Here is a 26434-nt window from a genome sequence, read left to right as displayed (position 1 = left end):
TTTGGGTGGATATCTGCCGGAATGGCAGATTTTTAGAACCGATTTCTAATGGATTTAGAACCGGATTACTGGGTGGGGATGCTCCGGATTATGCAGGCGTGCCGTATTGAACGCACCTGATGATGAAAAAGGCGAAGATGATGCTCCGGCACTTCCGTCTTTATCCAATGGCGATGTCCTTTCTATTAACGGAACGGACTTATTGGAGAAACAAACCAAGCCCCGCCCGTTACACACAGAAAGCAGTCTGCTTTCTTCTATGGAAACCTGCGGTAAAGACCTTACCAACGAGGAAGAACGGGAAGCAATCAAAGAATCAGGTATCGGAACTCCTGCTACCCGTGCCAGTATTATCGAAACATTATTCTCTCGTGAATATATTGTACGCGAGAAGAAATCGCTCGTTCCCACTAATAAAGGATTGGTCGTTTATCTGGCTGTCCGTGATAAAAAGATTGTCGATATCAGCATGACAGGCGAATGGGAAAACGCTTTGAATAAGATAGCAGAAGGGAAAATGGATGCTGATACGTTCCACAAAGGAATTGAAGTATATGCAACACAAATAACGACTGAATTACTGGAAAGTAAAATCGAAGGTGGCAATCAGCGTGAGAGTTACCCATGTCCTAAATGCAAAAACGGTCAGGTTGTTTTCTTTCAGAAGGTTGCCAAGTGTCAGAACGAAGATTGCGGATTGACTGTGTTTCGGAACAAATCAGGCAAAGACCTGACCGACGGACAACTGAAAGATCTACTTACTAAAGGTAAAACAGGAGTTATCAAAGGCTTCAAAAGCAAAGAGAATAAGCCTTTTGATGCTGCGGTAGCTTTTGATGCGGAGTATAAAACAATTTTTGAGTTCCCTCCAAAGAAGGGCTTCAATAAGAAACGCAAATAAAGTGCTATCTTTTCATAATGTACTCACGCTCGACAATCCAAAATGAATTTTGTACTGTCCTCGCTTAATCGTACATTTGCCACTAAGAAAGTTCATACGCCACAGGTTTGATGAGAAATTGTTAAATCAGGTGCTATTGAATTTTTTTAGTGGTGGCACTGGGGAGGGATCCTCAGTGCCTTTTTTAGTTAGTTCAAATACTCTAACTATCAAATATATCTTTCTATTATTTCTTTTTTGTATTCATCATCAAGAATATCAACGACTGATTCTTTAAAGATGATTTCTTGCTCGTTGATATTTTCAACAAAGGGTAGTATCCATTCTATTTCATCAAACGTAAATCCATATTTCAGTAACCATATCTCAGTTTGATTATTTGTTCCATATGTTATGTAGTTGCTTAGATATAATGCCCTTAAATCTTTATGTTTGTTGTAGTATAGTAAGAAAGCTGCAGATAAAGGGTCTTTCAAAGAAAGTGAAATAACTTTATCTATGTAATCGTAAGTGTCATAGATGATTAAATCAAAGTCAATATCCTTTACACTCAGATTCCTTTCAAAAAGAGGGACTGGTTTCGTAAACTTTCTGTTAGGCAAAGATTCGGCTATGCAAGAAAATCTAATTTTGGTCGATTCAAGTTGTATGTGATATTCTTTATCTGTTATATCTCCGTTTCTCAACTTTCGTCTCAACTTTCGTCTTATATCTTTTTCTGACAGAAAAGCATGTCTGAGAGAAACTATTTCAGCAAAAGATTTTCCTTGTATTTGCCATAACAGAACAGGTATAGAAGCACTTAATACGCTTTTTTCTCCACTTGTTAAGTCATTCCTTCTTAAATGCGTTTTATAAATATTTTGAAATGATGATTTAATATTTTTTCTTACACTATCACTTATCGAATAATACTCATTACCTGTTAATGGTTTGTTGTTATTCATCAAGTTATCTAATATATACTTAACTTCTTTCTCAATGTCATCTGATTTTAATCTTTCAATTTGTGTATTGGTTAGATTTAATTCTACATCAAAAGTGTCATTTCTAATAGCATCTATAATATCAATGAAATCTTCATCAAAAGAATCATTGGTCTCGTCTAAAAGTGATGTTTCTGAAATAGACGATTCTGAGTTTATTCTGGAAATGAAAGATCCTTTATTCAAAGACTCCACAACAACAAATCCGTAATCAAATACATTTTTGGTGGAAGTAGTCCTCCCTGCTCGTCCTATAAGATTTTTTAAATCTAAATTCTTTTTGTTCTCGTTTCCAGTGAAATGAAAATTGTTAATCCACACTAAGTCAAAGGGCATATTTATCCCTTGTATTAATGTTGAAGTCGAAAAACACAACTTTGCATAGCTTTCATTCACAAATTTTTCTATAATTAATCTTGCCTTTAGTGGCATTGACCCATGATGAATAACAACACCTTTTTTCATCAAGTAAATTACTAAAGACTGCTTGTCTCTACTTGTTCCGAAATAGTCTTCTAATTCACTGATGTATTCTAATGCCCTTTTGTCTGTAATATCAGGGCATAGCTGTAGATATTTTGAATATGTCTCAATAAATGAGGAATCATAAATTTTTCCTTTAGAGACGTAAATTAGACAAGTTCCTCCATTAGAAAGAATGTGCTCAACAATATCTCCATCATATTTAATCTTCCCGTTGCTATTGTCTTGATATGGTGAGAAGTATTTGAATATTGATTTTTTATGTTCTAAAAATATTTTTCCAACATTATTCTGTCTGTAAGACTCTGAACTACTATCTGTCAATAGGTCGTGCTTAATTAACTGAGCTTCTGGATTTTTTACAAAAGGATGGGTAAACACTTTCTTTGCGTCAGGTAATTTTTTTTCTACTCTTCTAACGAAAGAATCAAATTTCATGCCTCTAATGCCTTCCTCTGTTAACTGCGCTTCATCAAAAAGAAAAAGTTCAATGTTTAGTTTATTGATGTTTTTAAACAATTCATCTCCCCTTTCGGGGGTAATGACGAAAATTCTCTTATGAGTTCTTTTCGTGTTCACAAATTCTATAAAAGGCAACACTAAAATATCTTTAGGAGTAACCTTTTTTATTTTAATAACATATTCAGAAAGTAATGCTCTTGACGGAACAACGACAATAACATCCCCGTTTATATCCTTTATAATTTCTTGAAATAAAAAGGACTTTCCAGTACTTGTGGGAGCTGAGAAAGAAAATTTATCATATTTTATAATTGAATTATATGCATCAGCTTGAACAGGAGTAAAGGTTCTGCCTGTACTTTCTTCTATTGATTTTGAATAGATATCATAAATTAATTCAAGGAATGACGAAGGAGATTCAGTCTTATAGAATAGCCCCATAAAGTATAATAATCGAGACTCATATTTTGAAAAATATTCAGGATGGTTCAGTTTTAATAAAGATAGAGTTTCTAAGTGGTTAGAGTCAACTGGTCCATTTAGGTGGAAATCAAATAATATCTTCGAAAACAACTCCGAATAATCATCTTGTTCAAATAGTTCTTTGTCTAACATACTTCAATTGCTATTAGAAATAATTCATTGTGTTTGGCAATCTCTTCTATTATTTCGCTTTCTAATGCATTTTTAAATATAGTATCAATATTTTTTGCATTAAAAGAGAATGCGGCTGCATACCCTTTTCTTCCTGCAACTATATTAGAATGAGTTTCCTCGTCTATAAATGTTTTTAATGAGTTTAGCTCTGCATAATCCTTTTTTAAGTCAATGAAATTTCCAATCTGATCTAAAGCAATAGCTCTGGGAGTATCACTCAAACTAAATTTTGCTTCTCCAAAAATCAAAAACCTTTTCTCGCTAATTGTGTGAAAATCAAATCCGGGATTTCCTGATACTTTTTCTTTTAAAAGTTCAGCTAATGGTATTTTTGTGTGGTTGTAGTGACTGACAAGGACATTCTGAGCTGAATAGGAAACTAAATACTCCCCAATTTCATCATTCAGGCCATTAGAAACTTTAGACAGAATTTCATTTACAACTTTGTTTATTGTTCTTTCTGCAGTAGCATTAAAAATAAGTTTATCCAACTCTCCCAGATTGTTTATCCAACTGGTATCAGCTATTTCAGAACTCATTTCATGAACAGTTTTATTCAAATTTTTTATTTGAATATGAATACAGTTTATATCACAATTTGGATATGTTTCCTTGTCGATATAATCATCAGTATTTTTTATGTCAATATTCATACAAATTGTTGTTTATTTCTAATAAAACCTTTCTCAATAACTAATGAAGTTCTTAATACAAAACAAGTCAGCAAATTACGTATTGCACAAAACAATAGCCCGCAAATTTAGCAAATATTTAAGAGCCCGAACGCATAAATTCTATATATTTCAAAATCACTACCATGAACGCCACATATATCCAAATCGAAGCCACATGCTTCCACCTGCTTCAAATCCACCTTTTCACTCACTGATTACAGATATTTTTATTCTGCATTAATAGTGATGCAGAACAAAATCAGTAATCAGTATGAAATACAATTCAAATTTAGAGCCTGCGGAAATGTCGTATTTCCGGCTCAATCTACTATCCTTTCTGCGTGATGCCCACCCAGACAAAACAAATGACCTTTCCTTTATTGCAGGACGTGGAGATATGGCAGCCGAAGCATATAGTGAAGCCATTAAAAGCGGTTTAGACCATATTCAGGCTGCCGAAATCGCAAACGAAGCTCTATTCAAAGGTTTACACTTTTCTCCTTATAATGTAATCGTTGAAATCCTTTGGAACGAGTTCTTCGACGAAGTATCTCCGGGCGAAGCCCAAACAAAGGCGAAAGATTTATTACCCGAATGTCAGGCGGTATTTGCCAAATACAACCTGAACGATGATTATGCCGAGACAACCGAGTACCAGTCGCTCTATACGGAGCTTGTCGGCACAATCCTGATACTGCTCGAAAATGAGTTACAATAAGCGAACTCATTTGCGTCAGAATATTGATGCAATTAAGTTAGCGTTAAGGCTCGATAAGGAACAACGAAAGGCAACTCCCGAAGAACTGGATATGCTCGCTCAATATTCAGGTTTCGGAGGAATAAAAGCAATTCTTAACCCTGCCGACAAACCCGAAGATATTCAGCGGTGGTCTAAATCCGAAGTCGAGCTTTTTCCGTTGGTGCAGGAACTTCACGAGGTACTCCGTGAAAGTTCTCTCACTCCGGAAGTTTACAAACGCTATGTCAGTTCTCTGAAAAGTTCTATCCTGACCGCATTTTATACACCAAAGCCTGTCATTGATGTGTTGGCAGATGCCCTAAAAGATAGCGGCATAACGCCGACACGCTTTTTAGAACCCAGTGCCGGAACAGGTGCTTTTATTTCTTCTTTCAAAGAAACCGCTCCTGAAGCCAAAGTGACCGGATTTGAAAAAGACCTGCTGACAGGTAAAATCCTCTCACACCTTTATCCCGATGATAAGGTAAGGATTGAGGGCTACGAAAAAATGGAAGGACGCTACTCACAGCATTTCGATGTGATAGCGTCCAATATACCGTTCGGCGATGTTTCGGTATTCGATCCGCTACTATCCAACCATGAGATACCTGCGGTCAAACAATCGACACAGGCAATACACAACTATTTTTTTGTAAAAAGTGTTATGTCGGCCAGAGAGGGCGGGATAATCGCCTTTATAACCAGTCAGGGCGTACTCAATTCGGAACAGAACAAGCCAATACGGGAATACCTGATGAACACCTGCGATGTGGTTTCAGCTATCCGTTTACCGAACAATCTCTTTTCCGACCATGCCGGAACAGAAGTCGGTAGCGACCTTATTATCCTGCAACGGAACAATAAAAACATAGTTCCAAGCCAACGTCAGCAGGATTTTATCGAATCCCGCAAATTGTCGAACGGTATTTCCATTAACAACCTGTTCCGTGATTTCGATAGGGTTGTGCAAACCAGTTCTAAGATTGATACCGATCCATACGGTAAACCTGCGATTGTCTTTACGCATGAGGGCGGAGTGGACGGTATTGCCAAAGACCTGCGGCAAATGTTGAAAGAGGATTTTTCCCAACATTTGGATTTACAGCGTTACCAAACCCATGCACAGAACTCGCCGGAACAACAGGTAGCAACCACCGTAGAAGTTAGACCCAAACTTGAATCAAATACCAATGACCTCAATCCCCTTTGGCAAACGGAAGAACTCGATCCATTTTGGCAAGCTATTGAAGACGACTGGTTTCCCGACAATAATCAATCCGAAACGATAAAACCTGTGATTGAAAGCAACCCCAAACCACCCAAACAACAACAAAATTATTCGGGTACGCTTTTCGATATGGACGATCCTGCCATTAAGAAAGAGCCGACTCCGGAGGCGAAACCGAAGTCTGTTACAGAGCAACCATTAATTACGCTCTATGACCTTTTTGGTTTTACCCAAGAGGAACGCAGTCAGGTCAAACGTCCTAAACGTCGTAAAAGCAATAAGGTGAAAAAAGAGGAAGTTAAAGAACTTCCGTTTATGGATTGGCGGGAAGAAATGGCGCATAACGCTGCACAGGAACGGGAAAAGCTACAAGAGGAAACTGCGGCAGCCTATCCCGTATTTGATGCCCGTCGGGAGGAACAACTGGAACGGCTGAAAGAAGAAGCCGAACGGGAACAGCAGGAACGCATGAAGCCGATTCCCTACTATAATGCAGAAGATATACCGTCCCATTATCGTGAAGGCTCTCTCGTAACTGACGAAAATAATCGTATAGGTTATTTGCGCGATTTAGAAGGATTTCAGCCGATGTTCCATCCGCTTCAGCTCACAGGAACACAGCAGGCGAAAGCATCCCTTTATATTGAAATACGGGATACTTACCACCACCTGTATAATAACGAAGCAACAAGGTTGGAAGCCAATCCCGCCTTACGTGAAATGTTGAACAGGCTTTACGATGATTTTACCCGTCGTTTCGGAAATATAAACGATGCGAAAAATCTAAGCCTTATTAAAATGGATGCCGGAGGAACAGAAATTCTCTCCCTTGAACGCTATGTGAATGGCAAAGCAGTTAAAGCCGATATTTTCCAACAACCGGTTGCTTTCAATCCGAATGAGATTACCCATGCGGATAATGCACGGGAAGCCCTGACCGCTTCGCTTAATAAGTATGCAACGGTAAACCTTGAATATATGGCAGGGCTTACAGGCGGTACTTCGGAGGAAATACTGGAGGAACTGAAAGGGCAGGTATTTTTCAATCCGATGATAGGGGCTTATGAAATTAAAGACAAATTCATAAGTGGCAATGTTATTTCCAAAGCGGAACATGTTGAGCGGTATATAGAAAACCACTCCAACCACGAAACGGCAAAAGAATCCTTAAAGGCTCTCAAAGAAGCAATACCCCGCCCGATACCGTTCGAGGATTTGGATTTTAACTTTGGAGAGCGGTGGATTCCGTCTGGTATTTACAGCAAGTATGCTTCGCATTTGTTCGATACAAACGTATCGGTACATTACGCACAAAGCCGTGATGAGTACACCCTGAAAGCCGACAGCAAAAATATCAAGATATGGGATCAGTACGCTGTTAAATCAACGAACCGGACTTTCGACGGTATCGCCCTGATGAAACACGCCCTACACAACACTTCTCCCGATATTACGAAGAAAGTCAATAAGATGATTGACGGGGAAATCAAAGAGGTTAAAGTGCGTGATTCCGAATCAATCCAACTCGCCAACTCCAAGATTGACGAGATACGGAACGGCTTTGTAGAATGGCTGAATGAACAATCGCAGGAGTTCAAAGACCGACTGGCGGATAAATACAACCGCACGTTTAATTGTTTCGTCCGTCCGGAGTATGACGGAAGCCAGCAAGAGTTTCCGGGACTTGATTTGAAAGGCTTGGGTATTCCCGATTTGTACAAAAGTCAGAAGGATGCGATTTGGATGGATAAACTCAATGGCGGGGGCATAATCGACCATGAGGTGGGTGGTGGAAAAACCCTCATTATGTGTGTAAGCGCCTACGAGAAAAAACGTTTGGGATTGGTAAACAAACCGCTCATTATGGCTCTTAAAGCCAATGTGCATGAGATAGCCCAAACTTTCTGTACGGCTTACCCCAATGCCAAAGTGCTGTATCCGGGCAAAGAAGATTTTACCCCTGCAAAACGGGCGAAGATCTTCAACGAAATGAAAAACAATAACTGGGATGCAATCATTTTAACACACGAACAATTCGGTATGATACCTCAGTCGCCCGAAATACAGCAACGGATATTACAGGCGGAACTCGATTCGGTGGAAGAAAATCTGGAAGTATTACGGGCACAGGGTAAGGAAATATCCCGTGCTATGGAGAAAGGCTTAGTCAAACGGCAGCTTAATCTTGAAGCCAAGTTGAGTAATATCGCCTATCAGATTGAAAATCGAAAAGATGATACGGTAGATTTCCGTTTAATGGGTATCGACCATTTGTACGTTGATGAGAGCCACCGCTTCAAGAACCTGACCTTTACCACTCGGCACGACAGGGTTGCAGGTCTGGGTAATGCCGAAGGCTCCCAACGTGCCTTGAATATGCTTTTCGCCCTGCGTACCATTCAGGACAAGACGGGCAAGGATTTGGGGGCTACTTTCCTTTCGGGTACAACCATTTCCAATAGTTTGACAGAGTTATACTTGCTTTTCAAGTATCTCCGGCCAAACGAACTGGAACGCCAAGGCATTAATACATTTGATGCGTGGGCGGCAATCTTCGCCAAGAAGTCGATAGACTATGAATTTTCGGTAACAAACGAGATTGTGCAGAAAGAACGCTTCCGGTATTTCATCAAAGTACCCGAATTAGCCGCTTTTTATGCCGAAATTACGGACTATCGTTCTGCTGAAGATATTGGTATCGACCGACCCGTTAAAAACGAAATCCTACACAATATTCCGCCTACGCCCGACCAACAGGAATTTATTCAGAAGTTAGTCGAGTTCGCCAAAACAGGTAAAGGCGAAATATTGGGACGTGCCCCGCTATCCGAAAAAGAGGAAAAAGCCAAAATGTTGATCGCCACGGATTACGCCCGAAAAATGTCGCTCGATATGCGGCTGATTGATCCCGTTAAGTACGGCGACCATGTGGATAATAAGGCTTCGCACGTTGCTAAAATGGTATCGGATTACTACACAAAGTTCGACCAACACAAGGCAACCCAATTTATTTTCTCTGATTTGGGCACTTACAAACCCGGAGAATGGAACCCATGCTCCGAGATAAAGCGTAAACTGGTGGATGACTACGGAATCCCCGCTCACGAAATACGCTTTATTCAGGAAGCCAAAACGGATAAGGCTCGTAAAACCATGATTAAGGATATGAATGAGGGTAAAATCCGTGTCTTGTTTGGCTCTACTGAAATGTTGGGAACCGGAGTAAACGCACAGAAACGATGTGTTGCCATTCATCATTTAGATGCGCCTTGGCGACCGTCAGACCTTGAACAGCGTGACGGTCGGGGCATTCGCAAAGGGAACGATATAGCCAAGCTATATGCCGATAATAAGGTCGATGTACTTATTTATGCCGTTGAAAAATCACTGGATGCTTATAAATTCGGCTTGCTCCACAATAAGCAGCTTTTCATTCGCCAGTTGAAGAACAATTCACTGGGCAGCCGTACCATCGACGAGGGTAGCATGGACGAAAAAGGCGGTATGAATTTTTCTGAATATGTGGCTATTCTGTCCGGCAATACCGAATTGTTGGAAAAGGCACGGTTGGAAAAGAAAATCGCTTCTTTGGAATCTGAACGGCAGGCGTTTATGCGTGGAAAATCTTCTTCTCGCTACAAGTTGGAAGATATTGTTTCCAACGTGGAGAAGAATAACGGATTTATTAGCCGTATCTCTAGGGATATTGAAGCGTTCAATTCCCGTGTGCAGTACCAACCTGACGGAGTAACCCGCCTGAATCCTGTTCAGTTGGACGGATTACTGGGCAGTAACCCGAAAGAAGTCGGCACAAAACTAAATGAAATAGCCGACAAAGCCTGTACACATGGGGCGCATGAGAAAATCGGTACGCTTTACGGTTTTGATTTAATGGTAAAGTCCGAAACCACAGCTAAAGACGGTTTTGATGTAATACAAAACCGCTTCTTTATCAAAGGCGAAGGCGACATTCTCTACAACTACAATCATGGGGTAATGGCGATCGATCCGAAGACGGCAGCACAAAATTTCCTGAATGCTCTCGATACTATGCCGAAACTTTTGGAGAGATATCAGGCAGACAACGAGAAATTGCAAAAGGATATTCCCGTTCTTAAAGAAGTAGTCGAAGGAACTTGGCGAAAGGAACCGGAACTGAAAGCCCTGAAAGATGATTTGATTAATTTAGACCGAGAAATCCAACTCTCGCTTAAACCAATCGAAGAAAGCGAGGGGCAGGAGAGCGTGCAGGACAACACTGTTTCGGTAAACAATCAAAGTCAATTACAAGGGAAGCCTGAAACTTCATTTGTCCAGGACACTCCATTACCGAACACTTTGCAAAGAGTGAAAGAAATCATGGGCGATAGGCTTGTTATTGCTTCGGTAGGCGGTAGTCCGCCGAAAGTGGAAAAGAAAGATGTTTCAAGAGGAATTAAGTTGTAAAAATTAAAGCCCATGCCTGTCATCACGACGGTATGGGCTTTTTCTAATCATAAAAACTTCAACTATGAACATAAAAGATTGAAAATAAGTATCGTCCTCACGGGTTTTTATTTTTGTTGTTATTACCCCTTTTCTTATTAAAGTTTGTTCTGATAAAAGCATGAACATCACTTTCCTTATAGTAAGTTTTGTGATATAGCGTTTGAAAAGGCAATTCGCCCGTAGCACGATATCGTTGTAAAGTCCGTTTGCTGACATTAAGCAGCATACATAAATCCTGATTATCAAGCAGGAGTTCTCCGTCTAACATATTGCGATGTTTACTCATTTTGTCAAGTGTTTTATCTTGTTTGTCGAAGCGATCCATGATTCGTTCCATCCACGCTTCAAAATTATTTTTGTCTATATACATGGCTGTTGGGTTTTAGATGATGTGCCCTATCATGAAATAATTCTGATTGGACGGGTCTTTTATGATTATTTCTTTCTCTCGCATAAATTTGATATAATTTTTTGCCGTCCGTTCTTTTACATCAAGTGACATCTGGATTAATTCACACAGTTCCGCGTAAGTAAGAAATCGCTTACGAGAAAAAATCTCCTTAGCCACCGAAGCCAGATCATTTTCTTTTCGTTTTTCCTTCGCTTCGGTCGATTTTTCACCCATGTAAACGTGCATTCCTTTTTCTTTATCCCACGAAAAAAGCATAAGCGGAACATCTAAAGGACTTCCGTCACGTACTTTTAATGCTTTTACAACTGATACAGAGGGTTCATTGTCGTGTTCAATGGAAAGAATGGCGGCAGCTTTCCGCTGAAGCTCACTTCCCAAATGTCCACGAAGTTTCAATCCGTTTGGGATGAAATGTAATACCGTCACAATACAAGTGTTGTATATCCCTGCCAAGCGGTATAATTCCTCAATAACGGCAATACTTTCTGCTTCGTCATTGGCACACTTAATCAGGTCGGCAATACCATCAATCACGACTAATTGAATACCCTTGTATTGATAATGGTATTTATCCATACTTTGAATAATTGCCTGTAAGCGTTCTTTTCGGGAAATTCCCGTTAGACAGTAGGCATGAAAGTTATCTGGCATCTGCTCCTGTTTTGCTCGACGAAGCAGATTGTTGATATTTTTATAAAGTTGTACTTCAGACTGTTCGGTATCGTAAAACAAAACCGCCTTTCCCTTATGATTTTCTTCAATGGTCAAACCTAAAGAATCAATACATTCTCCTTGACTTCGGATTGATCCGGCTATCAGGGTTGCAACATAATTGCTTTTTCCGGTTCCTTCGCCACCAGTAATACAAAGCAAATTCCCTTGCGTACCCAATGGTACATCATTTACTGAAATAACCATTTTAGCGATAGGTGGAGGATTGTTAAAATCGACCTCACATGATTTCAATGCAGACATGGTTTCGTTATAAAGAGTATCTAAATAGTCAATGAACAGTTTCATAAAATCGTCTGTGGTATAGCCCAACTTGAAATAATCGGAAACATCTTTCTCTTCTTTTGTTCCGGCGAGGGGTAGGAGCAATCGTTTCACGCCATAAGGAGATAATTGTTGGGCTTGTTTTTCAGAACTACTCAAACCTGTTTTATCAACATCGAACAACAGAATAATATGTTTGAAGCGATATGATAGCTTTTGAATTGTGTTTTGTGGAATATTAGAAGTTTCGGAATTAAAAGAAATTGCGTTGAAACCATGTGAACTAAGAGTCAATACATCTTTTTCGCCACCAGTAATAAATAGTAAATCTCCTTTTGCAGGCAATTGTTCTAACCCGAAACAATATCCTTCAGGAATATTTCCCGCTTGAAGAAACCTTATTTCCGATTTAGGACGATAGATTTTGATATGTTGTTTACCTAAATATCCGAATATTGGTTCTTCCCCAGTTGAAAGAAAATAGAAAGACTTCTCGTCTTTACTGACACTATCAAAACGCTTTAGTGAAACGACATTGAAGTGCTTCAACGTTCTTTCCTCTATTCCGTACCGTCCCCACCAATCGAGTTCTGAACTTGTAAAACTACGTTGTTGAATGGTATAGGGTCTGGACTTCTTTGCTATTGGATTCTCAACAGAATTATTTATCCGCTTTGGAGGAACAGCCGGTTTTGTTGATTCTGAAAGCCCTAAGTGTAAATCGTTGTTTATTTTCTCCATGATTTGGATAAAACCTTTTGGCGATTTGCAGTCGATCCCAACCAGTTTACCAACAAAAGTAAAGCAATCTCCTGAATAATCATCGTTACCAAAATCTTTCAGTCGGTAACAATCGCTTTTGCGATCATAGTAGATATTACAGGATGCATGTTTGTCATTGTACAACGGATTCAGAAAGTTCTTTCCAAGTTGAAAAGGAACTACAATGTAGTGGCGAAAAACAGCCAATCCTTTATCTGTCGAATGCAGGATATTCTCTTTACTTAAAGCCATTTTCCAACAGATAATTTTTACGGAACTCATCCAATGTTTGAGGATCGCAGGAGATTAAACGTTCGTTAAGGCCTCTTTCTATTTCGGACAGTTTGTAAAGACATCTACCACGTAAGATAGTGTAACTTATCAGTTTGTCTTTGCGAAGTCGCTGAAGTGTCTTTGTACTAATTTTTAACAGGTTGGCTAACTCGTGACTGTCTAACCAAATTTCTCTGTCAGAATTTCCACTGCCATCTTCTTTCTTTACAACGTATTCGGCAATTCGTTCTATCTTATCAATTAGTGACTGATAAGCTCTGCTGTCTATTGTTATCACTTCCATAATGGTAACTTATTGATTCGATGCAAAGTTCGGATGTTTCTCAATAGTCGCTAACGAGGTCGGTCTGACTTTTCTTGAAAATATTTTTCAATCCATTTATTTACAGTGAATTAAAAATATATTTTTCGTCAAAAGGCAGAGAGGGAAAAGTTAGAAAAGGTCGGTATAATGTGGATTATACGCCAAAATACCCGATTTTGACCTAAATTAGTATCAAAATCGGGTGTTTCACTAAAAATACCGACATCGGTATTGGTTATTTTCTACCCATACGCCGTAATAAAGCAGCTTTTAATTTATCAAGAAATGGCGTAGGAGTATTCCGTATTTTCAGGTCATCGAAACTTCGTGAGAGATTACGGTCTAATTGGATGTTGAATACGTTTTGTATGTAATCAAATAGTTGTGTTTGTGGCACTTTTCCGAATATTCCTGCACTGTCCCATGAGAAGATTTGTTCCTGTAATTCCGCTTTACTTCCCATCCATGTTATTTTGGTGGCAGGAAAACCGTTGGTAAAAATCTTAATCCCATTGTCTGTAAGTAGTTCTATTTCGTCCATTAAATAAGCGGAAAGCATATCATTTGCTAATATTTTAGCAACCTTAAAATCACAGTTGGTGGAAAAATTAGGGTCAAATTCATGGCGAAATGTTTCCAGATATTGTTCTGCATTTGTCTGACCACGTAGGAAATAGAGTGAATCCAAATTTGATGAGCCAGAACGGTAATAGCGTATAAAATCGAGACGTTTATGATTGTACCTGTTTATATCATTTAGCATTTCGCTTAGGTACTCCCGTTGTTTTTCAACTCCAGCCGGACGGTTTATCTCAATGTTATAGACTTTTCGATAGTATATCAAACGAGAACAAAGTCTGGGTTTTGTTTCTTTGAAAAAGAATATTTCTTCTTCATCGTCCTTAAAACTGTATGATAAAATAAATGATTTTAACTGATTGACTGCTTCGGTAAGCATACATGAAACCTCAAAAGACTTTGTAATCATACTGATTTCCGAGCATTCTATTTGCTCAATATTGGTATCTATTTCTCTTTTCAGATTGGAAGTAAACTGGTGCATATACAATATGTTTTATAACTTCGATTAATACACTACGAAGATATATAGTTTTGAAAAGTCTGGTTTTTATTTGAGACAGATAAGACTAATTTGTAGACAGAAACAGCTCGTTTGTATAGAAAGGATTGTAGTGCATATTTAGGAGAAGAAAGAAGATTAATCTAATAGAAAAATGACCTCGCGGCAAAGCTACGAGATCATTTAAGAAATACTATTTAGAAGAATATTTTCTCACACCGACTTCCCTTTCAGAAATTTCTCAAAGAAAGCATCCCGATACGAATTACCGATGGCGATTTCATGTTTCTTGATGAATACATCGTTGTTGTCGAAAGAATCTATGCAGTTTTTGTTTACGATATAGGAACGATTTATCCGCAGAAATGTATTTTTGGGGAGAAGATCGTGAATGTTCTTTACATTCATACGGGTAATAATACGTTGCCCGTCCAGTTGGATGATGACGTAGTCTTTTAATCCTTCGATGAAGAGGATGTCTTTCAGGTTTACTTTGAAGAACCGCCTGTCTGACTTTACAAAGATACATTCGTCTTCTACATCCTCCACACTCTTTTTATCTTCATCCAGTAGCAGAGAGTGGTAGATGATCGCTTTATCTACCGCCTTACGGAACTTAGCCGGATCAATCGGTTTTACCAGATAATCGACAGCATCGACTTCATAGCTATCAAGTGCATACTCTGAATAAGCCGTTGTGAAAATAATCAGCGTATGTTTGGGTATGCTCCGGGCAAACTCGATTCCGTTTATTCCCGGCATCTGAATATCAAGGAATATCAAATCGACCTGGTTTGATTCCATGTAGGTGGATGCCGCATTTGCACTGTTGAGACTATCCAGCAGTTCCAGTTGCGGAATTTGCTCGATCAACTTCTTTATTCCTTTGCGAGCAATAGGCTCGTCATCTACAATAATACATTTCATAACATTAATTCTAATATGACGGAGTAAACAGTATCGGTTTTTGTTTGTTCCAATGTGTAATTGTCTTTGTATAATAAATCCAAACGGCGGCGGATGTTTGCCAGACCTAAACCACCAACTTTTCGGGGTATTTCTTCCTGTGGAATAGAGTTCTCACAGGTAAATACCAATCTGCCATCTCTTGCCGTGAATGATAGATGCACGAATGAGTCGCCTCTACTGTCGAAATTATGCTTTACCGCATTCTCGACAAAGGGGATAAACAGCAAAGGGGCTATCTGTACATTGCTTGTATTTCCCTCTTTCGATATCGTGTATTTAAAATCATCCCGGCGGGTCTTTTCCAAATCAAGAAAGTCGCGAAGGAAGGATATATCGGCACTCAGATAAACCTTATCGCGCGTACTGTCGTTCATCTGATAGTGCAGAAGATCGTCTAATTTTACCAATATCAGTGAAGCCTGATCAGGATCATCTTCCGTCAGAATATTAGCATTGTTCAGCATATTAAAGAGGAAATGCGGGTTGATCTGGCTTTTCAGAAACATAAGCTCCGTAGTCAGTGTGACGGCTTTCAGTTCATCTGCCCGCTTATTATCTTCCAGCCATTTTTTGAACGACATAAATGCTGCTACGGCAATAATTTGCAATCCAATGGTTAATCCGGACGGCAGCATAATCATCATGATTTGAAGTATATTGCGCGACGGGACAATTTTCAGAACCCCGGTATTTGGCTTCTCAAACAGGGCTAAAATCACAGCCATAACAAACAAGCTTATAATAATAAGAACCACAGCCGATGCTATGTATTTAACTATTTTCCCTTTTGCCAGATAACGTGGAACCAAAATATATGCATTGGGATAAACCGTCAGGCAAAAAATAAGGTACATTCCAATGAATGCCCAAAAGGCACCTATGGAGAAACTTAGTTTTCCAGGGACAGCGCAAAAAACATCCGAAGCGTAAATCAATGCAAATAGTTGCAATAACACATGCCTGTGAATATGATATTTCTTATCATTCAGATAATGCAATATCGTTTTTTCATTCGATTGATTCGTCATCATACAATTATATCTTTAAGTTGAAGCCTTGCCTCGTTATGGACTACGGACAGGAAATAGCCCTCGTCGGGATAAATCAGGTCTAATCTTTTTTTTATCGCATAAAGTTCAACTTCCGATATCAATACCTTATTTGAAGTTCGGCAGATAAATAACAGAGTGTTCTTTTCGGGCGTAAAACTTACATGCATGGAAATGAATTCATCCGAGTTTTCTATTCGCATGATGGCATGCTGGATAAACGGGATAAAGAGCATCGGAGGGATAAAGATGTCTTTGAGCTTCTTGTCAACGGTAAACTCATATTCAAAGCGGCTGTTGTACATCTTTTCCAATTCCAGATAGCTTCTGATAAAGTTCACTTCAGCACTTAACAATACCCGGTCGCGGTTGCAGTCATAGAGTTGATAGCGCAATAGCCCGCTGAGCCTCATTAGCATATCGGAAGCTTTCCTCGGATCGGTCGTAACCAATACCGAAGTCTTGTTGAGTATCTTAGAAAGGAAGTCGGGCGAGAGTTGCTCCTTCAACCGGTCTAATTCTGATTTGATATTTTCCTGTTCTATTCTGGTTATCCGTTCATTTTCCATTGCCTGCCTTTTGAACAGAACTGTGGCTGATGTCCCCAGTATGCACATCATATTTATGGTAGAACTGGGTATGCATTGGATAAAGGTAAATAGGTTATACGCCGGAATTTTATGAGGTAATCCCAACTCGTTCCGTACAACATATTCCATGATAAGTAAGTATGCTATTTGAATAAATATGATAGCGAAGACACTCAGCAGGTATCGTTTGTACTTTTTATTTAACAAATAGCAGGGTACGAAAAAATAGATATTTGCATATAACGACACTAAATACACCGTCAGGGTTATCAAGCTGAGAAGCGGTATATAATCCTGAACTATATCTATCTTATCCCGAAAAATATAAGATGTCTGTCTGAATGAAATTAATGCAAATGCCAAAACAAACAGGATATGCCTCCATATCCTGTATTTTGGAGCAATCAGAAAATTATACAATTTCGATTTGAGCATATCCTGCTTATTAATCATTCGATGATAAAAATGTATTAAAAATCAAGTCTGTAGGTCACATTAAAGATTGCGTTCTTCAAGCGTCTCGGTTCTATCACGCTCGTTTTCAGATTATATTCATGCCCGAAATATTCCTTGTATCCTGTAGCGTTCATGCCTTTTACGGCGAACTCGTGCGACACTTTACTTCGGTTCATGCGATAACTGAGGGTATAGTTAGCAAGAAACATGGGCGATAACTGTTTGGAATAAGCCCTTGTTTCGTCGTACTGTGTTTCTTTATCGGGATGAGCTAAGGTTGCCGCTTCATCTATGGGCGAATAACGGTCGCCACCCTGCATCGTCAGCTTCAGGTTGATGCTTAACACATCCTGCTTGTTGCGACCCATCATCCATTCTTTACCAATCAATCCATTGATGACATAGTTGCGGTTGAATTTCGTATCGTGCCAAACACCATCGCCGCCGCAATACTCCGAGTTAAACACGGAAGCCGTTACCATATAATACAAGCCTTTGGTCATGTATTTCTCGAACGTAATGTCTACCCCGTAGTTGCGTCCATTTCCTTTGTTTACCAGCGCGTCTTCCACATAGAACGTGCTGCGGTTAAGCACGGAGTAAGAACTGTCCGCTATCACAGGCACATCATACAGGTATTGGAAGTAAGGCTCTACCCGCAGGTTCATATCATCGGATATTCTGTAATTGTAAGACAACGAAACATGATGAGTTTTGGTGAAGTCGAGGTCTTTGTTGACCAATTCATTCCCTGTTGCCTGCGTTTTTACAAAATAGACGTCCATTTTCTCCATGCGGCTGTGTAGTCCGTAAGCCAATCCAAGAGAACTTTTATGTGAAGTCTGCCACTTGATTGAGGCACGAGGCTCTATCGTCCAACTGTTGTTCAATGTGAGGAGTTGTCCATTCAAGCCTAAAGTAGCAGAAAGACGGTCGCTGATATTGAATAGCGAAGAGGTATAAGCTGAAATCAGATTGGTATTGCCTTTTCCTTCTGAGATGCGCTCCAATGACTCGGTGTAGAAAGGAGCCAGGTCGAAGTCCATATCATAATTCATGTTTGTAAATGTGATTCCAGTTTTATTGGTATGCTTCGTGCTGTATTTCTTGTTGAAAGAAGAGGTCAGGACGAGGTTTGTATATTGACTTTTGAAATCAAGAAAGGGCGAGGAGTTCATATTGTTGTCATAGATGCTTTCCCACGCATCGGTTTTCGAATAAGTAGTGGCAAGCGTGGTTTTGAGTAGTCCGCCATTATTTAAGAAATAACGATGGCTAAGTCCGGCTGCGGCAGAAGTCTGCTTCATACGCGAATCTTTCGCATCATCCATGTAATCCCATTCTTCGGGTGTCTTAATTTCGGGCTTGATTTTGTCGATCAATGCCGTTCCCCATACCGAGAAAACACCCGCCTTTTTAGTGGGGAAGTTTAGTCTGAAGTTCAAATCCTGATAGTCCATTTCCTGCTCCAAGTCTCCAGCAGGGCTTACTTTGTTCATCAGTCCAGTAGTTGAATAGCGATAGTTGAACAAATACGAAGCGTTGTGCTTACGGCTAAGAGGCCCTTCCGAAGCGACATCCAATCCAAGCACTCCGGCTTGCAGGGTGTGTTGAAACTTCTGACTATTGCCGTTCCTCATCTTCATATCGAACACACCGGAAACGGCATTGTTAAATTCGGCAGGGAATGCACTGGTGTAGAAATCGGAATTTCCCAATACATTGTTACTTAATGAGGACAACATACCTCCACCCAAAGAAGATACATCCGCAAAGTGGTTCGGATTGGGTATCTCTACATCTTCCAATCGCCATTGGAGCAGGCTCGGCGCGTTTCCATGTACCGATATGCCATTGCTTCCTACGGCAGATGTTACTCCGGCAAACGAACTGACCAAACGAGCAGGATCGTCCATGCCTCCTGCGAAACGACTGGCTTCTTCCACGCTAAGCATACGTGCGCCCGAGAGGGCCATACTGTTTAAGGGTTCTTCTTTATTGATGCGGGGACGGATAACTATTTCGTCTAATTGCAGAACGCTTTCTTTCAGTTGGATTTCCAGATAGATTTCCTTTGCCGAAGTCAGCATGATTTCACGAAAAACGGCAGGTTCATAGCCTACAAATGTAGCCTGTAAGTCATGGCGACCGACAGATACGTTCTTTATTTCGAATTTCCCTTCATCGTTGGTAGTTGTGCCAATGCTGGGCAAGTCCAACAATCCGACCGAGACATAAGGAAGTGGACTGCCCGAAGCATGGTCGATGACCGTTCCACGAATCGTTTGTACGGGTTTATTGTCTTGCGCCGATGCGCTGACTGAAAACAAAATGCTAATGAGTAGCCATAGGAAGATAGATAATTGTTTCATGATTGATGTATTTTATAGAGTTGTTACTGATTTTTATTTCTTTAAAAAGTCCATGAGTTTATGTACTTTACCGAATGCCTTTCTTATTCCGTTCGAGGCTTCCAGTTCTTCACTCAAAACCAATTCTAACGCTTCGATCACTTTGTAGCAATCAGAATATTCTACTCCTGATAGCTGCGACACTTTTGCTACTACTTCCTGCTTGTTCATCGTAATATGTTTTAATTGATTGTTGATTCCGGTTCAAAAGTACTTTCCAAAGACAGGCATTTGGATTTTATGATACGAACCGCATTCTTTCTGCGACAGAAATGTATAGTTTGTAGACGAAGGGTTAGAGACATTCTAACTAAAAAAGCCTCCGGAGGTTATCCAAAGGCTTAATATGGCAAATGCGAGGGATGGTTAAAAGCGATAACCTACACCCAAGCTTATCGTTTGTGTATCTGCTCCCGATACTTTGTTTTTGGAACTTAAATCATATCCTAATTTGTATCCAGCATTAATGGATATGCCGTTGTGAAACTCATAACCCACCAGAACACCACCCCCCATATACCAATGGCTCAATTCCAATTTATTTACACCTTCTTCCTAATCAGGCAATTTTTCTGTTTTGGAATCTATGCTGAATCCATAACCGATATTCGGCCCGATACCGGCAAACAGTTTGCCTCGACCAATGTTGAACTGCCCCATTGCATACACCGGAATCTCGACCGAAGCGTATTTGAACCTCGTTTTTTCACCTGCTGTGGTTATTTTTCGTTCCGTATAACTGAACAATAGTTCTGGTTGCAGGGCAAAATGTTCTCCGAACTCAATTTTTGCGAAACCGCCGAGCGAAGCTCCGGGTTTGAAAGAATCGCTTCCATTTTGCAGGTTAGATACTTCTACGTTAGAGAGATTACCGTTGAGTTTTACCCCGAATGAAGTACTCGTTTGTGCATTTACTGTTACTGTGAACATTGAACCAATAGCGAAAATCGCTATAATAATCATTTTCTTCATAACCTTGATTTATAAATTGTTTAGTGAAATATGTATGTTAATTATTTATCGTTTTATCGAAGAAGAACTTCTTATCCTTTAGCACCACAACTGTAGCTAAAACGCATAGCAACACTGTCTGAATGATTTTACTGTCAGGGTGCGGAGCAAATAATTCATTGAAAAATCCGGCTGTGATATGAAAGACAATAGCAACAATAATATTACGTCCCGTTTTGTAGTACAACCAATTCATTAAAATGACGAATGGAATAATACTTATCAGGAAGTTCAAGCCATATATCCAACCTTCAAGTACGAGATTACTCTGGTAGTAATCCCTTATCGTTGAAAGCGGCATGTGCCAAACTCCCCAAACAGCACCGAATATAAGCGATGTGTTGAACAAATTAAATTTGCTTCGCAAACTGTCTGTTCCGTAAGAATGCCAAGCCAATTCTTCAATAACAGGAGCAAGTATCAGCAGAAACCATACGGGAAAAATGCCCGATGAAAAAGTGAAGTTGCCAGTAATGATAAATTGTTCGGAGCTATAGCCAAAAGGTAGAGAAATACCCATTGCCAGCATGATACTGATAGGCATAATCAGGCAAGTTGCGAGAGCATAAACAGGCTTTATATCTCTGAAATTGAAGAAGCGCTTTGAGATGTCTTTTCTTAAGATTCTGTTTTTGCGGGTCATCCAATATACCACACCCAAAGGGGCCAACAACCCGATACAAGCCAGTATGCTTGCTGTTTGAAGAAATTTATCCTGATAAGGCTCTATCCAACTTATCTTCCCTGCTGCAAACCAAAACACCCACGGGATAAGGGTAGATAGAATAAAGAACAAAGCAGGCTTTTTATATCTGCCTACTGTTTCTGAATGTGATACTGTTGTTTCCATTTTCACTGTATATTTTATAATTATACTGCGAAAATACAGTGCTTTGTATGGCTGATTTTTTATTTGAAACGGATGTGCCTCGTTTGTAGACGAAGGAGGTTGGTTTGTAGAGAAAAGAAAAATGCCTGTTTCGGATAGGAATGTCAAAAACAGGCAGTCTGATAGAGAGGGTTATTATTCTAAAAACACCTACCCCAATGTCTTATTCTTCATAAATTCCTCGAAGAAAGCATCACGGTATGAATTTCCGATGGCTATTTCGTGGGTTTTGATAAAGACATCGTTGTTGTCGAAAGAGTCGATGTGTTTATGGTTGACGATGTAGGAACGATTTATTCGCAAGAATATGTCTTTTGGGAGCAGGTCGTGTATGTTCTTTATATTCATGCGGGTAATGATGCGTCCGCCGTCGAGTTGGATAATAACATAGTCTTTCAGCCCTTCTATGAAGAGAATGTCTTTCAGGTTTACTTTGAAGAACCGCCTGTCGGACTTTACAAAGATGCATTCGTCCTCAACGTTTTCAACGCTTTTCTTGTCTTCATCCAGCAATAGGGAGTGGTAGGCAACTGCTTTTTCCACAGCCTTGCGAAACTTGGCTGCATCAATTGGTTTTACAAGATAATCAACTGCATCTACCTCGTAGCTGTCGAGTGCATACTCGGAATAGGCAGTTGTGAAGATTATCAGCGTATTTTTGTGAATGCTCCGGGCGAAGTCGATTCCATTAATACCGGGCATCTTTATATCCAAGAAAATCAAATCAACCACATTCTCTTTCATAAATTCGCCTGCGGTTTGCGCATTTTCAAAAGTACCTAGCAGTTCCAACAGGCTTATACTATCTACCAGTTTTTTGATTCCCTGACGGGCAATGGGCTCGTCATCAACTATAATGCATTTCATATCTTAAATTCCAGTGTTACAGTGTATATTTCTTTTTCGTCTCGCAGGTTTAGCTTGTAATTTTTTCCAAACAGCAAGTCCAACCTCTTTCTGATGTTCTTCAGTCCGATTCCACCCTCTTTCTTTTCCCGTGCCAGCTTGGCTTTGGGGTTTTCGCACTTGAAGCGAAGCTTTTCCCCTTGTCTTAGGAAAGAGATATGGATGAACGAATCGCTTTCGGGATTATGCTTTATGGCATTCTCTATAAAAGGGATAAATAACAGCGGAGGGATATTTACATTGCAATCGCCTTCGGTGCTGATTGTATAATCGAACCTGTCGCGACGTGTCTTTTCAAGGCTCAGGTAATCGTTCAGAAAGGCTATGTCATCAGACAGTTTGACCTCGCCTTTAGCTTCCCCCTGAGTTTGATAACGCAACAGGTCGTTGAGTGTCTGAAGTATGTAGGTCGATTTCTCGGCATCATCTGCCAGAATATTAGCGTTGTTAAGGGTGTTGAATAAAAAATGCGGATTAATCTGGTTCTGTAAGTTAGCTAGTTCGATGGCTGTTGTCGCGTTTTCCAGTTCGCCTATTTTCCGGTTGTTTTGGACGTGGTACTTAAATAGTTGTATGGCGGTCATTCCGATATAAAAGACAAAGAAGGCGATAAAAGCGGAAACCGATTCCAACAATACTACAGCAAACTGATTGTCGGAAGATATATCTTGCAAAGCGCCAACCGAGAAAAGCATATTAAACCCGAAGACAATAAAGAAGAGCGCCAACAAGTAGTAGATGGTTTTACCCCTTATCAGCAATCGTGGAACCAGCAAATACATATTCAGGTAGATGATAAAGCTTACCTGCAAACTGTAAATAATCCAAGGTAATAACCTGCCTTGTAAAATCTGATCGGGCTCGTCCCAAAATATATTGATAGTTGTGGTCAGTATTACAATTTGCAAGATCACATGCCTGAGAAGTCTATACTTTGGCATCAACAGGAAATCGGGCAATATGGCATTTATCTTCTTCAGCATCTTTCCAAACTGTATTTAACAAATCCCTTTTCTCTGATGCTCTCTTTTTCGTAAAACATCTCTAACCGCCGTTCCTCTTCTGACAATTCACAGTCGGCTAGATCGGTTCCCTGCACCTTACATTCAAAAGCAATGTTTGTATCGGTAATATCAAACTTCAACAGAACATCGGTAGGCTGCTGTTCGAGAATCCGTTGAACGATAGGCATAAAGAGGAAAGGCGCAATAAAAATGCCCGTGTCGCCTGTAATGATAATAGAATACGTGTACTTATTTTTAGAGCTAAGCTGATTCAGCGACAAATAGCTGTTTATATGTTCAATGTCCGATTTCAATAAAACCTTTTCCCGCATGCAGTCGTACAAACCATACCTCAATATTTTACTCAATCGAAGTAGTATGTCGGGCACTTCCTCTGCATTGGTCTTTATTTTTGCTATCACATAATCGAGTGTATTCGATAAAAACTTAGGATTGATTCGATTTTTCAGTTTCTCAACGCTACTTTTCAACTGCCTGTTTTGTAGGTTGGTTATCCGTTCGGTATCACTCGTCCATTGCCCAAAGAGTACCGAAATCGATCCGCCGGCAATACAAATTGCGTAGATCATTAAGTTCGAAAGTCCATCCAACAGCATCACACCGTTGAACTTTCTATCTACGCCTATATCATTGAGTATCTGTAATTCTATTGCTCCTTTGATAAACAGATAGAGAGAAATGGCTGCAAACAGGCAAAGAAGATATTCTGCATACTTGCGTTTTAACAGTGTACGGCGAGTAAGAACTATCAGATTAAAATAGACCAAACCGCCCAACCCGATAACGTTGAGCGCTCCAAACCAATAAAGGGTATTGTTGCTGATGTCTGATATGTGTTCGCCAAATACAATCAGAGACTGGCCTATGGCAACAAAAGTGAATGTGACGATTAAGAGTGTATGCCTCCAAATCCTGAAATGAGGGTCTGTAAGTAACTTATATAGAAAATCCTTTGTCTTATCTGTTGACATACGCTGCAAAGTTACAGATAAATTATGTAATTAGTAGGTTGACTATAGATTGATTCCTGCTTTGCGAGCCTGCGCATGTTGCAGCCGACGATTGATGTTGTACAATTTCCCATCCTTGATAAACTTAGCGCCGGTTTGCTTGAACCAGAAAGAAAGGTTTTGTTCTACGCATAAATGATGTAACTCCATTATCCAATCGAAATTGCAGGGGCGGGCATTGTAGCCGGATTCTCCTCCAACAACCACCTGTTCCGCCCACGAACCGATATCGTATGGCGTGAGGTCTATACGCTCTAACAGCGGTTCGCAAATAATGATTTTGTGTTTTATCGGAGCCTCTTTATAGATGGGTAGGCGGTAGTTGGCACGGTCTTGATTCTCAACAGTACAGCAGATTGTTACGTTCTCGTATCCATCACTCCAATCATCGGGCAGGGATACTTGTAAGCGGTCGATGCGTTTGGTAATCATCATAAACCGCAAATCACTACGCAGGCGTATCATCTCCCATGCCTCCGCGCGCCACTCATCGGCATCTTCTACAAAGAAATCGGAAGTGAAACAGGTATAGACCAACGAACCGGATGGGATTTTGTATTCACCATTCCGCTTCTTTTGTATGGGTAGGTCGAAGTTCTTGGTTTTGGTAACGATATTACTATCAATACCCCGTTTGGCATCGCCCCGGTAAACGTAGCAATGCCGGCAACCTGCGCTTAGCTTATGACAGCCATGCCACAGGTTCCACATCTTCGATTTGGGTTCGATAGCGTTTTTAGGCATAAGTACTTAAAGTGGCACGCAAAGATACTACTTTAATGCTTTATCTGTTTAATCTATCTTTTGACATTCGGGACAGTAGTACACAGATCCGCCTAAGTAGGCCTCTTTTACGATTATATTGCCACAACAGGGGCAACCGTTCTTCCATGTCTTAGCCGATAGGATGGTTTGGTAATTGCCATTATTGCCATAAAGATCTGTCTGTGTATCTCGTCCTCCCTCGAAAGTCATTTCCTGTAAGGTGTCTTTCAGGGAATTGAACAGAGTTTCTTTCTGGGAATCGGACAATGCTAAGACCTTTTGTTTTGGGTTGATGCGGGCATTGAAGAGTATGTCTTGCGTTACACCGTTGCCGACACCGGGGATGCGTTGCTCAGTGGCAAGGAGCGCTTTGGCTGAAAGTGTTTTCTTGGCTTCTGAGAAAAGCTTCTCGAACTGCATCGGGGTGTATTCATCGCTCAACGGAGAGATGCTTTCTTTGCTCAGGTTGTAGTATTTATTGTCGATAATACCTTCGGGATAAGCATTGATAAAACCATACATGGCAACGCTGAAGACAAGAAACGACTCATCATTAAACGTCAGTAACAGTTGATAGTTGGCGGGTATTTTACTGCCTGGCTCATAGTAGCGGACATTTACACCATCGCCGATATTCATCATTACCTGGTCCGACAAGAGAAAATCGACAAACATACCATAGCCTTGCGAAGACAATATGGTTTTGCCAGTCAAGAGTTTACCGTATTCCAACGGATTGCTGTTGTAGAAGGTAAATTTATGCGGCTTAGTGGCGTTGAAAACCTGCGTGATTGTTTTTCCTTTCAGGGTATCGTTCGCTTGTCTGCTGAGGGTAGTTACTTCGGGGAGTTCTAACATAATGATATGATTATTCGGGTGATTTGTT

The 26434-nt window shown here is 40.1% G+C and carries 19 protein-coding genes and 2 pseudogenes; 3 read left to right on the top strand and 18 right to left on the bottom strand.

Translation table 11 applies throughout. The annotated features are described in order from the left end of the window. Positions 1-97: 97 nt before the first annotated feature. A pseudogene (locus tag D0T84_RS18545) lies at positions 98-901 on the top strand (DNA topoisomerase); the annotation flags it as partial. Between the two features lie 209 nt (positions 902-1110). On the opposite strand, the gene D0T84_RS18540 reads toward D0T84_RS18545, so the two are convergent. Both D0T84_RS18540 and D0T84_RS18535 read right to left on the bottom strand, forming a co-directional pair. Beyond that, positions 1111-3447: a DEAD/DEAH box helicase gene (locus D0T84_RS18540; protein WP_163309348.1), complete on the bottom strand. Its 2337-nt coding sequence runs from the start codon at positions 3445-3447 to the stop codon at positions 1111-1113. After that, a complete protein-coding gene (locus D0T84_RS18535; protein WP_163309347.1) occupies positions 3441-4142 on the bottom strand; it encodes a hypothetical protein in 702 nt (233 codons plus the stop codon). Before D0T84_RS18535 ends, D0T84_RS18540 begins: the two co-directional genes overlap by 7 nt. Before the next feature lie 292 nt (positions 4143-4434). On the opposite strand from D0T84_RS18535, the gene D0T84_RS18530 reads away from it, so the two are divergent. Both D0T84_RS18530 and D0T84_RS18525 read left to right on the top strand, forming a co-directional pair. Continuing rightward, positions 4435-4881 (top strand): DUF1896 family protein, encoded by a 447-nt coding sequence (locus D0T84_RS18530; RefSeq protein WP_163309346.1) that lies wholly within the window; start codon positions 4435-4437, stop codon positions 4879-4881. Beyond that, positions 4868-10576: an N-6 DNA methylase gene (locus D0T84_RS18525; protein ID WP_163309345.1), complete on the top strand. Its 5709-nt coding sequence runs from the start codon at positions 4868-4870 to the stop codon at positions 10574-10576. The genes D0T84_RS18530 and D0T84_RS18525 overlap by 14 nt, the downstream gene beginning before the upstream one ends. A 97-nt stretch (positions 10577-10673) precedes the next feature. On the opposite strand, the gene D0T84_RS18520 is transcribed toward D0T84_RS18525, so the two are convergent. From D0T84_RS18520 to D0T84_RS18445, 16 genes and pseudogenes are all read right to left on the bottom strand, one after another. Beyond that, positions 10674-10988: a helix-turn-helix domain-containing protein gene (locus D0T84_RS18520; protein WP_163309344.1), complete on the bottom strand. Its 315-nt coding sequence runs from the start codon at positions 10986-10988 to the stop codon at positions 10674-10676. Positions 10989-11000: 12 nt separating this feature from the next. Then, entirely contained in the window at positions 11001-13040 is a 2040-nt protein-coding gene (locus D0T84_RS18515) for a bifunctional DNA primase/helicase (protein ID WP_163309343.1), read from the bottom strand. Beyond that, complete coding sequence (locus D0T84_RS18510; protein WP_163309342.1) at positions 13027-13365, bottom strand: helix-turn-helix domain-containing protein; 339 nt, start codon at positions 13363-13365, stop codon at positions 13027-13029. Before D0T84_RS18510 ends, D0T84_RS18515 begins: the two co-directional genes overlap by 14 nt. Positions 13366-13621: 256 nt before the next feature. Continuing rightward, positions 13622-14449, bottom strand: coding sequence for an RteC domain-containing protein (locus D0T84_RS18505; protein WP_163309341.1), 828 nt, complete (start codon positions 14447-14449; stop codon positions 13622-13624). A gap of 231 nt (positions 14450-14680) precedes the next feature. Continuing rightward, the gene (locus tag D0T84_RS18500) at positions 14681-15394 is read right to left on the bottom strand and encodes a LytTR family DNA-binding domain-containing protein (protein ID WP_163309340.1); all 714 of its coding nucleotides are present in this window, start codon (positions 15392-15394) and stop codon (positions 14681-14683) included. Then, positions 15391-16467 (bottom strand): sensor histidine kinase, encoded by a 1077-nt coding sequence (locus D0T84_RS18495; protein WP_163309339.1) that lies wholly within the window; start codon positions 16465-16467, stop codon positions 15391-15393. The genes D0T84_RS18500 and D0T84_RS18495 overlap by 4 nt, the downstream gene beginning before the upstream one ends. After that, positions 16464-17510: a sensor histidine kinase gene (locus D0T84_RS18490; RefSeq protein ID WP_163309338.1), complete on the bottom strand. Its 1047-nt coding sequence runs from the start codon at positions 17508-17510 to the stop codon at positions 16464-16466. Before D0T84_RS18490 ends, D0T84_RS18495 begins: the two co-directional genes overlap by 4 nt. A gap of 35 nt (positions 17511-17545) precedes the next feature. After that, positions 17546-19903 carry a TonB-dependent receptor gene (locus tag D0T84_RS18485; RefSeq protein WP_163309337.1) on the bottom strand — a complete coding sequence of 786 codons (2358 nt, stop codon included), beginning with the start codon at positions 19901-19903 and terminating at the stop codon, positions 17546-17548. Positions 19904-19936: 33 nt separating this feature from the next. Next, on the bottom strand, positions 19937-20113 hold the full coding sequence (locus D0T84_RS22475; RefSeq protein ID WP_185155774.1) for a hypothetical protein: 177 nt from the start codon (positions 20111-20113) through the stop codon (positions 19937-19939). A 195-nt stretch (positions 20114-20308) separates the two neighbouring features. Then, positions 20309-20872 (bottom strand): annotated as a pseudogene (locus D0T84_RS23090) (porin family protein). A 79-nt stretch (positions 20873-20951) separates the two neighbouring features. After that, positions 20952-21803, bottom strand: coding sequence for a CPBP family intramembrane glutamic endopeptidase (locus D0T84_RS18470; protein ID WP_163309334.1), 852 nt, complete (start codon positions 21801-21803; stop codon positions 20952-20954). A gap of 189 nt (positions 21804-21992) precedes the next feature. Continuing rightward, a complete protein-coding gene (locus tag D0T84_RS18465; RefSeq protein ID WP_163309333.1) occupies positions 21993-22709 on the bottom strand; it encodes a LytTR family DNA-binding domain-containing protein in 717 nt (238 codons plus the stop codon). Further along, the gene (locus tag D0T84_RS18460; RefSeq protein WP_163309332.1) at positions 22706-23731 is read right to left on the bottom strand and encodes a sensor histidine kinase; all 1026 of its coding nucleotides are present in this window, start codon (positions 23729-23731) and stop codon (positions 22706-22708) included. The genes D0T84_RS18465 and D0T84_RS18460 overlap by 4 nt, the downstream gene beginning before the upstream one ends. Beyond that, a complete protein-coding gene (locus D0T84_RS18455; protein WP_163309331.1) occupies positions 23725-24744 on the bottom strand; it encodes a histidine kinase in 1020 nt (339 codons plus the stop codon). Before D0T84_RS18455 ends, D0T84_RS18460 begins: the two co-directional genes overlap by 7 nt. Positions 24745-24786: 42 nt before the next feature. Next, positions 24787-25527 carry a DUF5131 family protein gene (locus D0T84_RS18450; RefSeq protein ID WP_163309330.1) on the bottom strand — a complete coding sequence of 247 codons (741 nt, stop codon included), beginning with the start codon at positions 25525-25527 and terminating at the stop codon, positions 24787-24789. A 48-nt stretch (positions 25528-25575) separates the two neighbouring features. Beyond that, on the bottom strand, positions 25576-26406 hold the full coding sequence (locus tag D0T84_RS18445) for a DNA-formamidopyrimidine glycosylase family protein (protein ID WP_163309329.1): 831 nt from the start codon (positions 26404-26406) through the stop codon (positions 25576-25578). Between the last annotated feature and the right edge of the window lie 28 nt (positions 26407-26434).

Origin of the sequence: Dysgonomonas sp. 521 (genome assembly GCF_010501055.1) — a bacterium.
In the GTDB taxonomy this organism is placed as follows: Bacteria; Bacteroidota; Bacteroidia; order Bacteroidales; family Dysgonomonadaceae; genus Dysgonomonas.
This window is presented reverse-complemented; position numbering and strand designations above follow the sequence as displayed.